Source organism: Paenibacillus xylanexedens (assembly GCF_007680605.1).
GTDB lineage: Bacteria > Bacillota > Bacilli > Paenibacillales > Paenibacillaceae > Paenibacillus > Paenibacillus xylanexedens_B.
On record NZ_VEIO01000001.1, the window covers coordinates 3,312,117 to 3,327,253 of the forward strand.

General features: G+C 45.2%; 15 protein-coding genes and 1 tRNA gene. 2 read left to right on the plus strand and 14 right to left on the minus strand.

All coding sequences use genetic code 11. The annotated features are described in order from the left end of the window. Positions 1 to 2: 2 nt before the first annotated feature. The 4 genes from FS818_RS14590 to FS818_RS14605 all read right to left on the minus strand — a co-directional run bounded on the left by FS818_RS14590 (position 3) and on the right by FS818_RS14605 (position 3,515). On the minus strand, positions 3 to 962 hold the full coding sequence (locus FS818_RS14590; RefSeq protein ID WP_145332681.1) for a cation diffusion facilitator family transporter: 960 nt from the start codon (positions 960 to 962) through the stop codon (positions 3 to 5). A 73-nt stretch (positions 963 to 1,035) separates the two neighbouring features. Beyond that, entirely contained in the window at positions 1,036 to 1,944 is a 909-nt protein-coding gene (gene secF, locus FS818_RS14595) for a protein translocase subunit SecF (RefSeq protein WP_145332682.1), read from the minus strand. Beyond that, positions 1,934 to 3,184 carry a protein translocase subunit SecD gene (gene secD / locus FS818_RS14600; protein ID WP_145332683.1) on the minus strand — a complete coding sequence of 417 codons (1,251 nt, stop codon included), beginning with the start codon at positions 3,182 to 3,184 and terminating at the stop codon, positions 1,934 to 1,936. Before secD ends, secF begins: the two co-directional genes overlap by 11 nt. 91 nt (positions 3,185 to 3,275) lie before the next feature. Further along, positions 3,276 to 3,515, minus strand: coding sequence for a post-transcriptional regulator (locus FS818_RS14605; RefSeq protein WP_145332921.1), 240 nt, complete (start codon positions 3,513 to 3,515; stop codon positions 3,276 to 3,278). 249 nt (positions 3,516 to 3,764) lie between these two features. On the opposite strand from FS818_RS14605, the gene FS818_RS14610 reads away from it, so the two are divergent. Beyond that, positions 3,765 to 5,420 (plus strand): putative polysaccharide biosynthesis protein, encoded by a 1,656-nt coding sequence (locus FS818_RS14610; RefSeq protein WP_145332684.1) that lies wholly within the window; start codon positions 3,765 to 3,767, stop codon positions 5,418 to 5,420. A gap of 2 nt (positions 5,421 to 5,422) precedes the next feature. Here the strand turns inward: FS818_RS14610 and FS818_RS14615 are convergent, their stop codons facing one another. Further along, a complete protein-coding gene (locus FS818_RS14615) occupies positions 5,423 to 6,175 on the minus strand; it encodes a YetF domain-containing protein (RefSeq protein WP_145332685.1) in 753 nt (250 codons plus the stop codon). A 180-nt stretch (positions 6,176 to 6,355) separates the two neighbouring features. Here FS818_RS14615 and FS818_RS14620 point away from each other — a divergent pair, with 180 nt between their 5' ends. Then, a complete protein-coding gene (locus FS818_RS14620; RefSeq protein WP_145332686.1) occupies positions 6,356 to 6,748 on the plus strand; it encodes a TIGR04086 family membrane protein in 393 nt (130 codons plus the stop codon). 90 nt (positions 6,749 to 6,838) lie between these two features. Here the strand turns inward: FS818_RS14620 and yajC are convergent, their stop codons facing one another. The 9 genes from yajC to FS818_RS14665 all read right to left on the minus strand — a co-directional run bounded on the left by yajC (position 6,839) and on the right by FS818_RS14665 (position 15,137). After that, positions 6,839 to 7,150, minus strand: a complete 312-nt coding sequence (yajC, locus tag FS818_RS14625) for a preprotein translocase subunit YajC (protein ID WP_090915603.1) — start codon at positions 7,148 to 7,150, stop codon at positions 6,839 to 6,841. A 68-nt stretch (positions 7,151 to 7,218) separates the two neighbouring features. Next, complete coding sequence (gene tgt, locus FS818_RS14630; protein WP_090915605.1) at positions 7,219 to 8,355, minus strand: tRNA guanosine(34) transglycosylase Tgt; 1,137 nt, start codon at positions 8,353 to 8,355, stop codon at positions 7,219 to 7,221. A gap of 35 nt (positions 8,356 to 8,390) precedes the next feature. Further along, positions 8,391 to 9,419 carry a tRNA preQ1(34) S-adenosylmethionine ribosyltransferase-isomerase QueA gene (gene queA, locus FS818_RS14635; protein WP_145332687.1) on the minus strand — a complete coding sequence of 343 codons (1,029 nt, stop codon included), beginning with the start codon at positions 9,417 to 9,419 and terminating at the stop codon, positions 8,391 to 8,393. A gap of 33 nt (positions 9,420 to 9,452) precedes the next feature. After that, entirely contained in the window at positions 9,453 to 11,540 is a 2,088-nt protein-coding gene (locus tag FS818_RS14640; RefSeq protein ID WP_397351772.1) for a SpoIID/LytB domain-containing protein, read from the minus strand. Positions 11,541 to 11,708: 168 nt separating this feature from the next. Beyond that, positions 11,709 to 12,719 (minus strand): Holliday junction branch migration DNA helicase RuvB, encoded by a 1,011-nt coding sequence (gene ruvB / locus FS818_RS14645; RefSeq protein ID WP_123066274.1) that lies wholly within the window; start codon positions 12,717 to 12,719, stop codon positions 11,709 to 11,711. A 61-nt stretch (positions 12,720 to 12,780) separates the two neighbouring features. Then, positions 12,781 to 13,395: a Holliday junction branch migration protein RuvA gene (gene ruvA, locus FS818_RS14650; RefSeq protein WP_145332689.1), complete on the minus strand. Its 615-nt coding sequence runs from the start codon at positions 13,393 to 13,395 to the stop codon at positions 12,781 to 12,783. Beyond that, positions 13,392 to 13,895 carry a crossover junction endodeoxyribonuclease RuvC gene (gene ruvC / locus FS818_RS14655; RefSeq protein ID WP_145332690.1) on the minus strand — a complete coding sequence of 168 codons (504 nt, stop codon included), beginning with the start codon at positions 13,893 to 13,895 and terminating at the stop codon, positions 13,392 to 13,394. The genes ruvA and ruvC overlap by 4 nt, the downstream gene beginning before the upstream one ends. Before the next feature lie 283 nt (positions 13,896 to 14,178). Further along, positions 14,179 to 14,805 carry a BofC C-terminal domain-containing protein gene (locus tag FS818_RS14660; RefSeq protein ID WP_186375481.1) on the minus strand — a complete coding sequence of 209 codons (627 nt, stop codon included), beginning with the start codon at positions 14,803 to 14,805 and terminating at the stop codon, positions 14,179 to 14,181. A gap of 258 nt (positions 14,806 to 15,063) precedes the next feature. After that, positions 15,064 to 15,137 (minus strand) — tRNA-Pro (locus tag FS818_RS14665).

Consider the following 15,137-nt stretch of genomic DNA (forward strand, 5'->3'; position numbering starts at 1 on the left):
CATCACTGAATTAATGTCGCTTCATGATCAGGCAGTTCATGATTGGATTTATAAGGATATCCAGGATCATAGGGTATAGCCTGGATCTGAACTTCTTTTACATGACTAAAACGTGTTAACAGCAACGTCTTGGCCCGGTTTGCAATTTCTTGCGCCTCCAATATGGAGATTCTGGGATTCACACTAACAACTAACTCAATGGTAACATCATGTTCCTGCTCCCGTGCAACCATATGTTCAATCGTGATAATACCGTATACCCGTTGTACTGTTTCTTTGTAGTCCGTAGCATCCTCCTGCTCCAGTTCTTGAACAAGCGAACCGTAGACCGTATCTACAATCATTCGATAACCTTTATACAAAATAAAACCGGAAGCAATAAGGGCTGCGGTTGGATCAAGGTACAACAGCAGGCTCAAACCTGTCTCTTCCCCTGCCATAGCACCGATGATACCTATTAAAGCAGCTAGTGAACAATATAATGCACGGCGGTGTTGCAAGGCATATGACATAGCCTGTGACTGATTTCGTTTGCGAAAATATCGGTACTGAAATTGAAATATGGCTTCTTTCACAGCTAACGCAGCAACAGCTACCAAAAGAACAGACTTTCCAGGTGCTTCGAGTTCACCACTCGATAGACTGCTTAATGCGGAGATAGCCAGCTGTAGGCCTCCCATCAAAATAAGCACCGCTAGCAGAACCGTCATGCCCGGTTTCGCAGCCCTTGCATGTTCTCTTAGCCGCTCCTTTTGCACTTTGCCTTTGGGTTGTACAGATCGTGAGGGGAAAAGAGCAACCAGAGAAGAGGCAGCTTCAGAGGCAGAATACAAACCATCGGCCAGTAAAGATTTACTATTCGCCATGTATCCTACTCCTGTTTTGATGACTGCAAGTGCCATGTTTCCGACGATACCGCTCCATGTTGCCGCTTGTGCGGACCGACCAGCTTCTCTTGTCATGTTGATTCCCCCTTAATTCTGTACTTAACGTTGCAAAACCGCGCCTGGCAGACGCGGCTTTACATTCCGATGTTTAGTTAGAAGCTTTTGCCGCTGTTTTAGGTTTGCTAATTTGTTTACCTTTGAGCACCAACCAGAGTGGAGCAGCAATGAAAATTGAAGAATACGCACCGAACAATGTTCCGATTACCATTGCAAGAGAGAACATACGAATGGACTCTCCACCAAAGATGAACAAACAGATTGAAGCAGCAAATACCGTAAACGTTGTGTTCAATGAACGGGTCATCGTTTGAGCCAAACTATGATTCACAACCTCACGTAAATCCGCTTTTGTTGTCTTTTTGGCAAAACGCAGATTTTCTCGAATCCGGTCAAAGATAACGATGGTATCGTTGATCGAGAAGCCGACAATCGTCAGCACTGCTGTAATAAAGGTCAAGTCCACTTCCAATCGGAAGATGGAGAATACACTGATAACGACAAATGCATCATGGAAGAGTGCAATAACGGCTGCAAGACCGAAGCGCCATTCAAAACGGATCGCAACATAGATCATAATCCCGATACTCGCTATGAGTACCGCATAGATCGCATTGCGCTCTAATTCCTTAGCCATTTCGGGATCAACGGTGTTAACCTCATAAGAAGCTGTGGAGTCCAGTTTGCTGAATTCCTGCTTGAATTTACTCTCCTGATTTTCATCCAATTCATTAGAGAAACGAACGTTAACCCTGTCAGCTCCAGTCGTAATCTGGACATCACCCTCATCAACACCAAGATCCTTAACAATAGGATTAATCTGTTCTGTTGTGATAGCTTTAGAGACCGTAATATCCACGTTTGAGCCTGCACGAAAATCAACAGCGTAGTTCAATCCCAATGAGAGAATGCTGACGATTCCCGTAACTGTTAATATAATCGAAAAGATATAGGCAATCTTACTGCCTTTTACGTAATCATAATTCCAATTAAAGCGCACGAATTTCACTCTCCTTCACTCCGAAATACTTAGGCTTCTTGACTACGTTACCCCGTACAAGTAGGGTTAACAGGAAGCGGGAGAAGAAAATATTCGTGATGATACTGGTCACAATATCAAAAATCAGGACGAGTGCAAAACCTTTAACCGCACCAGTACCTAGGAAGAACATCACAGCCGCTGCAATAATCGTTGTGATATTGGAGTCGATAATCGTACGGAAGGAGTGTTTGCTTCCCGCCTTAACGGATGACAGAATCGACTTGCCGCTACGCATCTCTTCCTTAATCCGTTCGTACGTAATGATGTTTGCATCAACTGCCATACCTATACCCAGAATGAAGGCCGCAATCCCCGGTAGGGTAAGAACGAATTCTCCAAGATAGAAAATGGCAAGTACTAACCACGTATGAGTGATCAGTGCAAAGCTCGCGATGATACCTGGGATGCGATACAGTCCAATCATGAAGATCAGGATGATAACAGAGCCAATCAAACCGGCTTTGATCGTCTGATCCAGAGACAACTTACCGAGCGTTGCTCCTACACTTTGGGAGTATTTCTCCGTAAGTTTCAGCGGCAGTGCACCCAGGTTAATAGTATCACGAAGCTGATTCGCTTCTTCACGTGTATAGGAACCTGAGATTTGAGCAGATCCGTCAGTCAATTGTTGTCTAACTTCGGGTGCTGACAGCAGTTGATCGTCCAGATAGATCGCAAGAGGTTTATTGATCAGACGTTTTGTGATTTCAGAAAACTTAGCTTTGTCTTTTACTTTAATGTCGATCATCGGCTCATTTAATTGAGTGAAGACAACCTTGGCCGCATTTTCGACAAACTCATTACCGCGAAGCTCAATTTTGGAATACTCGCCTTCTTTGTCATCCGGTGCTTTACTCCGGAATGTCAGAACAGCGGGTTCTTTCATTTTGGCTCTAACCTCAGCCTCATCTGTAACCCCTGCCAGTTTCAACCGGATCCGGTTGGTTCCTTCCGTAGTTACTTCCGGCTCACTTGTTCCGAGCGCATTGGCACGGCTTTCGAGGCTTTTGGCTGTTTGCACCAAGGAGGCTTTGCTGACTTGCTGCCCTGCTTCGAGCGGCTCTGCTTCATATAAGATCTCGTAGCCTCCTTTTAAATCAAGGCCCAAGCGTATATTTTTGAGCAGCTCCGGGCTTGTCCCCACCATAACCCCTGTGGTCACAAGCACGACCAGAATGAAACTGATAATTCTTTTCATGCCGTTCCTAGATCCCCTTTCGTTCTCAATATTCCTATTATAGCGATGCCGTAAAAAGCAGTCAATTTTCAACAAAAAAGATCCCTTTCGTCTAGAAAGAGGACCCCCGGTATGCAGACACCGTCATAAAGTTCATAAAGCTTGTTGCTTTCAGTGACAATATGTCGTTCACCAGTTGGTGAAGTGGTGGAATACCCTGTTTTTCGTATTTGTGACTGACACAATTCCAGACATCTTTGCTGGTGACATATTCGTAACCGACAAGCCTTAATTCCTCCGCCTTGCTTCGACAGAGTATCTCTATTGACTGTTCCAACTCCACATCATTCATTTCTTCCAACGGGGAGCCTCCCTTCTTACATCCGAGCCTTTATGCGGCACCAATACTACATCATTCGACCCCAACCATTCATATTCCTTCTTGTTGTTTATGGTTCTTTTTGCTAATCGTGTCCAAGTTGTCATGAGATGATGAAAGACCGGCATAGGATGAAATACAACGGCTTTGTCCCATTAATGAGGATAACCTGTACCTTCAATGAGGATAACCTGTACCTTCAACCGGGAAAGAGGGGTAGTTTTGAAGAAACAGACTTTTATTCAGGGGGCCATGATCCTGCTCGCGGCAGGCATTATCAACCGGATTCTCGGCTTCATTCCACGAATTGCTCTTCCAAGAGTGATCGGTGCAGAGGGTGTTGGCATCTATCAGCTGAGCTATCCCTTTTTCATCGTGTTGGTGACACTGATTACCGGGGGCATTCCTTTAGCTGTGGCCAAGCTTGTCGCCGAAGCCGAAACGGGGGCCAACCGTTATTCGCCCCAACGTATATTACAGATCAGCCTTAGCTTTACACTCACGCTCGGTGTAGTTTTTATGTTTCTATGTATCCTCTTTGCTCCTTGGATCACCCAATATGTCCTTACGGATGATCGAGTATATCATACGTTTGTCAGCATGAGCCCTATGATTGCGATCATAGCAGTTTCAGCGGTATACAGGGGATATTTTCAAGGTAAGCAAAATATGATGCCTACAGCGATTTCATCCATTACTGAAACCATCATCCGCATCATTTTTGTTATCTGGTTTGCATGGCTTTTGTTACCTAAAGGGATTGAACATGCAGCCGCTGGGGCAATGCTCGGTGCTATGGTTGGGGAACTCGCCGGTATGCTGGTTCTGCTGTGGAATTATGCAAAGTTTAAAAAAGAATTGCCCCTTTCTCGTCATAGTCGTATAAAACAGGTTCCTTCTCCTTCATCAGAGTCTTTACCAGATGACCCTTCCAACGTGCAAGAGAAAGATGAGTTCTCTACAGCGTCTGCTCCTTCCCAGAGAGGACTGATCCGCCGGTTGCTGGCTATATCTGTACCTGTTACAGCAGGTCGTCTTGTCGGTTCTTTATCCTATCTCGCTGAAACGATCGTGACAGCCCAGAGTCTCGCCATTGCCGGTATTGCTAAAGGGCTAGCCACAGCTCAATATGGTGCATTACAAGGAATGGTAATCCCACTGTTGCTACTTCCGGGAGCACTGACTTCTTCTCTCGCAACATCACTCGTCCCCTCTCTGTCAGAAGCTTCAGCCAATGGTGACCGTGCGCTCATTCATAAAAGAATGCACCAGGCTCTGCGGCTAGCTCTAGTCACTGGTGCACCCTTTTCTGTTTTTATGTATGTGCTTGCCGAACCGATGTGTCTGCTACTCTATGATGATGCATCGATTGGAAGCATGTTAAAGCTGATGGCTCCTTTTGCCTTGTTTATCTATATTCAAGCTCCACTACAGGCCGCGCTGCAGGCGCTCGACCGTCCAGGTAAAGCATTATTAAACACGTTTATCGGTGCTGTCATCAAAATTTCGTTAATTCTGATGCTGGCTTCGCAACCCGAATACGGTATATTCGGCGCCGTTATTGCCATCTGTATTAATTCGATGGTTGTAACTTTGCTACACGCAGGCAGTGTGCGCCGGTTATTAAATTTTCGTTTCAAGCTGATGGATTGGGTCAAAACCGGAGCTGGCATGTTCATCATGGGTGCTGCAACCTTGCTTATCTATGAACACACAGAGGCGCTATTGCCGTTCTGGCTCCGAATGATCCTTGCGACTTCCGCCGGTCTGCTTGTTTACTTTATGGTCATGGGTTTAACCAAAATGATCGACTTTCATGATCTATCACGTGCTCCCCTCATTGGCTCATGGTTCAACCGTCGATCTGGAAAAAAATAGTTTTATTTTTTGTCTTCACGAGCGCTTATATACAACTTGCCATTATGATCAATTGAGCATATAAACACGTCTTTAAAATCGTTGATACCTTTTTGCTGAATTTGATTTTTCAACCAGAAACGTGTTTTCTCGATCATTTCCAAATTCTCATCCTGCACTTTCCCATCCATAATCAGGGGCACGGGTAAACCCTCATATTTGATGTTGGGAAAACCTTTCAGCTTAATATTTTCTTTTTGCCGTGCAGATGAATTGGAAGAACCCGAGTCGGAACCGGAAGCAGAACTTCCCGAGCTCTGATCTTTCGGAAACACTGTCAGTTTCCCGGTTGTTTCAAGGAGCGCAAAATCTACATCACCGATGCTGTCAATATTTTGTTCCCGTAACTGGAGCAGCAAATCATCCAGATTGTAACGTTGCTTGCGCATTTCATCTCGATGAAGCTTGCCTTTGGAGATTAATACTGTAGGTTTCCCATCGATCATCAGACGAAGCTTGCGACTTTTCAAACCAACATAAGCCATCCCGATTTGCATAACAATGACGGTCAGCATCGGAGCAATACCATGAGATAGCGGTTTTTTAATATCCTCAATCACAAAAGCAGCCATCTCGGCCAGCATAATTGACACGACCAGATCAAACATAGATAACTTGCCGATCTCACGTTTACCCATAACACGAATAGCGCAATACACCAGGAAATACATGAGTATCGTTCGATATATGTGAGGGCCAAAATCAGTGAAATTCATAACAGGAACCTCCTTCGAATTTCAGCATTGTACAGAGATCTGAAGTGCAATCCCTATTTTGACCTGAACCTCACATGCTCATGCAGAAATAATCCGTTCATTTAATGGAAATCAGTTCATAAGTCAGAAGGCTTGACCATACACTGTAATAATTTCAAACTTGTACAAGGGGGTTGCTTTATGCAATTGATTCGCCGCTTGTTCTCATTTCGGATGTCCAACCCAATTCTGTCTGGCCTCTGTCACGCTTTTGTCTGGATGTTTATCGGAGCATTAATTCTTTCTTTCTTCCTGTGGATGAGCGGCATGCGAGAACAGGATCTTTCCACCTATACCTATGTTGTTCATGGTTTGTCATTGCTCATCGGTGGTTTCATTGCGGGGAAACGTTCGGGTGAGAAAGGATGGTATTATGGCGGCTTCACAGGGATCGTTTATGGGCTTCTCGTGTTGCTCATCGGATTCTTGGCACTGGACGCTTCGTTTAACTGGAAAGACAGCTTACAGCTACTCAGCGCATTCCTTATATCGGCTCTTGGCGGCATCTTTGGAGTCAACACACAACGCTCATAATCGACTCACGAAAAAAAAGAGAACCGGATCTGCTTCAGATCCGATTCTCTGTTCGAGAATATGCGGTGCATATTCTCATCATGTATACCATTATTCAGCCGTTTCACGACTTACAGCGCTACTAATCGCATTACGGTCAAACGTAAGCTTGGTAACGTCGTTTACACGCAGTACCACAACGTCGTCTGTAATTTCAGCAATCGTACCGTGAAGACCACCGATCGTTACAATTTTATCGCCTTTTTTCAACTGGCCCAACATCGCATTACGTGCTTTTTGCTTTTTGTTCTGTGGGCGAATCATCAGGAAGTAGAAAATCGCGACCATCAGTACCAAAGGTACGATCAACGAAAAAATTCCACCACCAGCATTAGGTGTTGTTGCAAGCATTCCCTGAAACATCAAAACTCCCCCTTATCGACTATACGTACAGTTACTGCTTGTTACATCGGTTCCGCAAAAAACCTCAATCAGAAACCTTTGTCATTGTCATGCAGACCATATTGATCGAAAAATTCATCCCGGAAATCAAGCAAACGATCTTCCATTATGGCTTTACGCACATTGCGCATCAAGTTCTGTAGGAAATGAAGATTATGGATCGTTGTGAGACGCAAGCCAAACGTTTCATCTGCTTTGATCAGATGGCGCAAGTACGCTCTGGAATAGTTGCGGCAAGTGTAGCAATCACATTCCGGGTCAAGCGGCCCAAAATCGGTTGCGAACTTGGCATTTCGAACGACCAGACGTCCCTGACTTGTCATCGTTGTTCCGTTACGGGCAATTCGGGTCGGCAACACGCAGTCAAACATGTCCACTCCACGAATCGATCCCTCAATCAATGCATCGGGTGAACCTACCCCCATCAAATACCTTGGTTTATTGGAAGGTAGCAAAGGCACCGTGTAATCCAATACGCCATACATCAAATGTTTCGGTTCTCCAACACTCAGTCCACCAATAGCATACCCCGGGAAATCCATGGAAGTCAAATCAGCCGCGCTTTGACGACGGAGATCCTCGTGCATGCCTCCCTGTACGATAGCAAACAAGCCTTGATCATGGGGACGAGCATGACTTTCAATACAACGCTCCGCCCAGCGAGTTGTTCTTTCGAGTGATTTTTTGACGTATTCATATTCAGCTGGATATGGAGGACATTCATCAAATGCCATCATAATATCTGATCCCAGGGCATTCTGGATTTCCATAGCCACTTCCGGGGAAAGGAACTTTTTGTCACCGTTCAGATGGGAACGAAAATGTACGCCCTCTTCGGTAATCTTACGCATCTCACTAAGGGAGAACACCTGAAAACCACCGCTATCTGTCAAAATAGGACGATCCCAGTTCATGAATTTATGCAAACCGCCAGCTTGACGGATAATTTCATGACCCGGTCTCAGGAACAAATGATACGTATTACTCAGAATAATCTGAGCATCCATTTCCTTCAATTCTTCGGGACTCATCGTTTTTACCGTTGCTTGTGTGCCAACCGGCATGAACGTTGGGGTCTCAATAACACCATGAGGTGTATGCACACGTCCCAGACGAGCACCAGATTGTTTACACGTTTTGATATGTTCGTACGTAATTGCTGCCATTGGTTATAATCATCCTCTAAAAGTTAATCGGTTTATTAATAAATCAACATCGCATCGCCAAAGCTAAAGAAACGATATTTCTCCTTGATAGCTTCCTCATAGGCATGCATGATATGCTCTCGGCCTGCAAGAGCACTAACAAGCATCACCAGTGTTGATTTGGGCAAATGAAAATTAGTCAGCATACCGTCAATCACCTTGAAGGAGTACCCGGGGTAGATGAAAATGCTAGTCCAGCCGCTGCTTTCCTGCAACACGCCATCTTCGAATTTACTTCCCACCGTCTCCAGCGTTCTGCAGCTGGTCGTGCCCACTGCAAAAACTTTATTACCACGCTCTTTCGTCTGATTAATCAGTTCAGCCGTTTCCTGTGATAAAGAATAATATTCCTCATGCATAACATGATCCTCAACCATGTCAACAGACATCGGTCTAAACGTACCAAGCCCTACATGCAGGGTAATAAATCCAATATTCACACCTTTAGCGCGAATCTGATCCAGCAACTCATCCGTAAAGTGTAAACCTGCTGTCGGTGCAGCTGCCGAGCCCTCATGTTTGGCATATACCGTCTGGTAACGCTCTCGGTCGTCCAGCGTTTCCTTGATATAGGGTGGTAATGGCATTTCACCAAGGCGATCCAGGATCTCTTGGAAAATACCATTGTACTCAAACGTTAACGTACGTGCACCCATCTCGCCTACTTCATTAATGACGGCCTTTAATTCATCACTGAACACAATGACAGAGCCAGCCCTCAGCTTTTTACCCGGCTTGACGAGTGCCTCCCATTGATCACCTTCGACGTTTTTAAGCAAAAGCACCTCGGCTTTTGCCCCCGTGTCCGCTTTGGTACCAAACAGGCGGGCAGGCAATACCCGAGTATCATTCAGAATCAGTGTATCTCCAGGCTGCAGTACATCGATAATATGGGGAAAATGGTGATGGGCAACCTCCCCTGTCTCCTTGTTTAAAGTAAGCAAACGAGAAGCTGTACGATCCAGTAACGGCGTCTGAGCGATTAATTCCTCTGGTAACTCAAAATCATATAAGTTCACATTCATGCTCTATTCATTCCTTAATGCAATAGTAGTCTTTTATTCCTTTACAATAACCGCGTTCTGATAATAGTGTTTCAATATCGTCTGGTAATCATACCCTTCGTCAGCCATACCCTTGGCGCCCCATTGAGATAAGCCAAGTCCATGTCCATTCCCTTGACCAATAAACATAAAGGTCTGACCTTGTGTCACGGCTCTCGCTTGACCATCTGCACTCATCACAACAAGTACGTTGCTGGATGAGGTGCCCGTTCCTGAGGCAGACAATATTGAAGCGCCCTGTGATCCGGTTTTGCTGACTTTTTGACCGTCAGCGCCTAATACAGTATAACTTCCGGTCCCTGCAATATCAAATAAAGTGCTTGGTAATCCGCCAAGCGCAGAGCGGTACGTATCCGCATATTTAACAGTCAACGGTTGCCCGTTAGCCGTAACTTCCAGTGCTCGTCCGGAAGGCCCTCGCTTGGTTACTTCCAACGTTGATATGGAAGCTGGAGCGGGTACCGTTGTCTTACCTTGCAATGTCTTGACCAGTTGTGCCGAGGTAAACGGTCCTCTCACCCATGCATAATCATTGGATTGAGCCACTTTTGCCAATACAACAACTTCCGTTCCAGGATTGATTTTGGCAACTGGCTCAACATTGGATTGAATGAGCGGGATCGGTCTAATATTTGTATTTTGAGACGTGACGGTTGCTTTGGAGAGTCCAGCATCCGTCTTCGTTGTCAATTCTTTTACATTGTCCTCACGAATATATCCGCTCACACCTGAACTCATCAGCACATGATACCATGTATGCAGTCCAGCCTGCGCAGACAGATCGCCACGACTGTCCACATTTGTAAATACACCTGCCCCACCGTTCCACACTTCAGAAGGATGAGCAGTTTGCCCTCCAGCATTAGATGAAAATACTGCTTCTACAATTTTGCCTTCGCTTTTGAGCACTTCTCCAGCCGTTGCATCCACCGCACTTGTTACTTTGTCATTCTCAGAGTTCATTCCGTTATACGCCTGGCTCAGTGTGGTGTCCACAACATTGGCAATTTTAAAACGCTCACCCTGTTGGAGTGCATAGGAGCGGGCAGCCACCGCCTGTACTTTAAGTGCTTCTGCTGGCCAAGAAGAATACACTTCTGCTCCAACAACCGAGTACAAGTATTGTTCCAATGGCACAACGTTAACTAAAGCCAGATCTCCATTAACGATGCTGATCTCCATATCTCCGCGATATGTACGCTGGGAGCGCTCTACAACTTTTATGCCGTTGCCGCTTCCTTGTACCATTACTTTGGAATCCTGGCCTGCAATCGTGTAATGTGGAGCCGTTTTTAGAGCATCCGTACTCAATCCTGCATCCTGACGGATAATCAAACCTGGACTGTTACCTACAGGAGAGAGGCTAATACCAGATACACTGGATTCCACACGTTGCTTCAACGTAGATAACTCCGCCGCAGATGTCGCTTCACCCACCCATACGGTATAGCTTTGATCGCTTCCATCTAGTTGCAATACAGGATAAGCTGTAAATCCCGCTGCAAGCAAACTTGACTGTGCTGCTTCTGCTTCCTGAAGAGAAGTGTAACTCCCTGTAGACAGACGTTCGCTTCCGGCTACAACCGGTTTCTGTCCCGCTAATTGAGCCGCAGCTGTCTTTTGAACCCGAGCAACGGCTTGTCCTGCAAGTGCTGCTGTACCGTAATTTCCGGTGTATAGCTGATACAGTGTTTTTCCATTATACGTCACCGTATACAGCAAAGGTTTATCAGCCGTAACCTGAAGCAATTTAGCTGTCGTTGCGGCTGTTTTGAAATCAGCAGTCTCTAATACTTTTACGCGGAATCCATCTGCACTAAAACGTGTTTGCCCCGATGGAAGAGTCACATTGGTACCACCACCAGACTGTATACTCCATGAGCCTGCTGATTCAAGTGTAATTAGAGGTGTTGTTGATTTATATGTGCTCCCTAAATTCGCAAACATAGCTACTCGAATCAATTGCCCATTATCACCAGCCGCATAAGCTGGAACATGCAAGCACCCTACTGTCAACAGAGTAGCCGCCAGTACCTTCAATCGACGACTCCACTTGTTCGTGCGTATTGCTTTTCCCACAATCAGGCTCCTCTCCATACAAGTTCTTCACTTTATATCGGTAGTTTTCACAGGGATTTCAACTTCCTGTTCAATTTCCAGGAATTCCGTTCGCTGTTTACATCCTATAATGTATTTTTATACAAATATTTTATCAACATTTCAACGTAGGCGATGTGTAAGAGCTAACTCTTACTTGCTGTCTCTTGGGGGAACAGGCAAACCAAGATGATGATAGGCTAGATCAGTAACTACACGTCCTCTTGGCGTACGCTGAATCATACCGATCTGTAGCAGATAAGGTTCATACACATCCTCAATCGTCTGAGATTCTTCCCCAATTGTAGCGGCTATCGTATCCAGTCCGACAGGACCTCCCCGGAAACTGTTAATCATAGACTTGAGCATCTTGTGATCAATATCGTCTAACCCACGCGGATCAATCTGCAGGCGTTGCAACGCCTCTTCTGCCAGTGCTTGTGTAATGATGCCATCACCGCGTACTTGTGCAAAATCACGTACTCTTTTCAACAAACGGTTTGCAATTCGCGGTGTCCCTCGTGAACGCAAAGCAATCTCTTCCGCAGCATCCCCAACAATCTCTACACCCAGAATATCAGTGGATCGTGAAACGATGTAGGCAAGTTCATCAACCGTATAGAACTCCAGACGACTAATCACACCAAAACGGTCCCGAAGCGGAGCTGACAAAAGTCCTGCGCGTGTCGTAGCACCTATTAACGTAAATGGAGGCAAGTCCAAACGAACGGAACGCGCGCTTGGCCCTTTACCGATCATGATATCCAGAGCAGAATCCTCCATTGCCGGATACATCACCTCTTCAACGGTACGATGAAGTCGATGGATCTCGTCAATGAATAACACGTCCCCCTCTTGCAAATTCGTCAGTAGCGCTGCCAGATCACCTGGACGTTCAATGGCAGGTCCTGAAGTGGTCCTTAGGTTTACACCAAGTTCATTTGCAATAATATTCGCGAGTGTTGTTTTACCTAGGCCCGGAGGTCCATATAACAGCACATGATCCAATGCTTCATTCCGCAATTTAGCGGCTTCAATATATATTTTAAGATTTTCCTTCACCTGATTCTGCCCGATGTATTCGTTTAGATATCGGGGACGAAGGCTTAATTCAACGTTCTGATCTTCCATCATCAGGTTAGCGGATATAATCCGTTCATCCATGTTCTTCCCACCCTTTTCTTGCAGGTTACAACTCTAGTACGACTATAAAAATAAATATAAATTAACCCGTAAATAACATTTGCAGTGCCCGCTTCATCAACACATCCACAGAATCGGCGGTCGTCACATCTTTTTTCAGCTTGAGCCATACTTTGTCCAGTTCACTATCCGTATATCCAAGCGCCTTCAGACCATCACGCGCCTCATCCCATGAGGACCCGCTCCCAACCTCTTCGGATGGTGGTGCAAAGAGACCCGTTTCATAGGCTGCTGTACCGAAACCGTCCAATTTGTCCTTCAGGTCCAGAATCATACGTTGCGCTGTTTTTTTACCGATACCTGGCAGTTTCGTCAAAAATGTCAGATTCTCCTGATAAATGGCTGTGACCACATGATCAGGCGTGCCACCGGCAAGAATACCTAGCGCCACTTTTGGGCCAATTCCAGATACTTCAATCAATTTGCGGAACAAACGCTGTTCCTCTCTCGTCACAAATCCAAACAACAGCATCGCATCTTCACGCACATGATGGTGGGTGTACACGATTATCTCGCCTTCCTGCTTGGCAAACGCGTAGGGGTTCGGACAGAACACACGGTAACCCACCCCATGAACATCTAAAACAATATAATCACTCTCGACATGTATGAACTGTCCTCTTAGAAAATCAATCATTTTCGCAATACCTCATTCAACTTGGAATTTAATGTATAAGAATGTGCATGACAAACAGCAACAGCCAGCGCATCTGCAACGTCATCGGGTTTAGGCACAGCCTGCAGACGAAGGAACATTTTGACCATCTCCTGCACTTGTTTCTTCTCCGCCTTGCCATAGCCCACAATCGCCTGTTTAATCTGCATCGGGGTATATTCCGCAATAGGCAGACCTTTCTGAGCAGCCGCAAGGATCATGACCCCTCGAGCCTGGCTGACAGACATCGCTGTTGTTACGTTACGGTTAAAAAAGAGTTTCTCCAGTGCGACTGCATCTGGTTTATACTTATCAATCAGTTGCACCATGCCCTCATATACGTGAAGAAGCCGATCCTCATCTGGTGTATGTGCTTCCGTCTGAATGCAACCATATTGTACGGGCACAACCTTGTTCCCGATTTTATCTACAAAGCCAAACCCCACAATCGCAATACCCGGGTCAATTCCCAAAAAACGCAAAACCATCTCTCCCTTACAAAAGCGAACATATGTATCGTTCATTTCATTATAACAAAAGATAGGCCTTGCGGCAGGAAAAACTTTGTCTATGCCAAAGCTTATGCTATTTCGTGATCATTCTTCAAAGATCTCATTTTATAGAAGGGTTGACTTAAAAAACGACAAAAAGGACATCCTCACGATGTCCTTCCCTAGCCATCTCTTCACTTATCTTTATTATACGTTTCCCTTAGGTAACTCTACACCTTTGACTTAAAGGTTGTATTCCTTTATGCCAGTCGGGTTATCCGCCATTTCGAAGCAAATGATGCGTTTCATCCACAGCAAAGTCACTAAACGTTGAAATTACACTGTCATATTCATCTTTATCCTGTATTCGGATGCCTTCTTGCAATTGCTCCAGCACCCCTTCAGGCAATGAACTTTCCAATGTACCTACATCGAGTTGAAAAAACGTGCGAATAACGTTCTCTTCAGCGGGCTTGCCCTCATAAAGATTGAGATGACCTGTAGCATCGATACTGATGTAGGCTTCTTGTTTACAAACGGGTGAAAGATCATCCACGCTTTGATTCAGGTGTAACGTATCCGAGGAAGTAACCTTTGCTTCCCACTCCGGATGTTGAGCAAGCAGCATTTTTAATTGAGGGATATCCATTCTTCCCAGTTGTTCAGTTTCAACACCGCAAATATATTTGGTTTGTAAAACAACACGTATTAATTGGTCTGCACCCGTTTCAAGTTGCTCTACAATCACCTGAATTTCCTGTGCCGATCGTTGATCATGTTTAACTGGGCCCATAACATTTACGGCTTCGCCAAAATCGGTTGTTAGTAAACGCTCAACTGCTGCTGATATAGATAAACCACGGTATGCTAATATCGTAACCGCACATATAGCGGCAACCATCCACAATGTTCGTTTCCATCGCCGCCAGCGTCTCTTTAATTGTTTTCGTAAGGTGAACCTGTTCACATAAACCCCTTCAATCACTTTTTTTAAACCTATTGTGACCTAATGGAGAAACCTTTATGCAAACCCATCTCATTAAACTCTTGAAAGCCTTGACCCTGAAAAGTTTCGGTAATCAAGAGATCCACATTTATGAAGTGGATGTCTATTAAAAATAAAAAATCACCATCTGATTTAGATAGTGATTTTTAGAAATCGGGATGACACGATTTGAACATGCGACCCCCTGGTCCCAAACCAGGTGCTCTACCAAGCTGAGCTACATCCCG

What these genes read in the sequence shown, in the direction of transcription:
- FS818_RS14590 (WP_145332681.1), bottom strand. Translation starts at nt 962, where the DNA reads ATGACAAGAGAAGCTGGTCGGTCCGCACAAGCGGCAACATGGAGCGGT.
- secD (WP_145332683.1), bottom strand. Translation starts at nt 3,184, where the DNA reads ATGAAAAGAATTATCAGTTTCATTCTGGTCGTGCTTGTGACCACAGGG.
- FS818_RS14605 (WP_145332921.1), bottom strand. Translation starts at nt 3,515, where the DNA reads ATGAATGATGTGGAGTTGGAACAGTCAATAGAGATACTCTGTCGAAGC.
- FS818_RS14615 (WP_145332685.1), bottom strand. Translation starts at nt 6,175, where the DNA reads ATGAATTTCACTGATTTTGGCCCTCACATATATCGAACGATACTCATG.
- FS818_RS14620 (WP_145332686.1), top strand. Translation starts at nt 6,356, where the DNA reads ATGCAATTGATTCGCCGCTTGTTCTCATTTCGGATGTCCAACCCAATT.
- yajC (WP_090915603.1), bottom strand. Translation starts at nt 7,150, where the DNA reads ATGTTTCAGGGAATGCTTGCAACAACACCTAATGCTGGTGGTGGAATT.
- tgt (WP_090915605.1), bottom strand. Translation starts at nt 8,355, where the DNA reads ATGGCAGCAATTACGTACGAACATATCAAAACGTGTAAACAATCTGGT.
- queA (WP_145332687.1), bottom strand. Translation starts at nt 9,419, where the DNA reads ATGAATGTGAACTTATATGATTTTGAGTTACCAGAGGAATTAATCGCT.
- ruvB (WP_123066274.1), bottom strand. Translation starts at nt 12,719, where the DNA reads ATGGATGAACGGATTATATCCGCTAACCTGATGATGGAAGATCAGAAC.
- ruvA (WP_145332689.1), bottom strand. Translation starts at nt 13,395, where the DNA reads ATGATTGATTTTCTAAGAGGACAGTTCATACATGTCGAGAGTGATTAT.
- FS818_RS14660 (WP_186375481.1), bottom strand. Translation starts at nt 14,805, where the DNA reads ATGGTTGCCGCTATATGTGCGGTTACGATATTAGCATACCGTGGTTTA.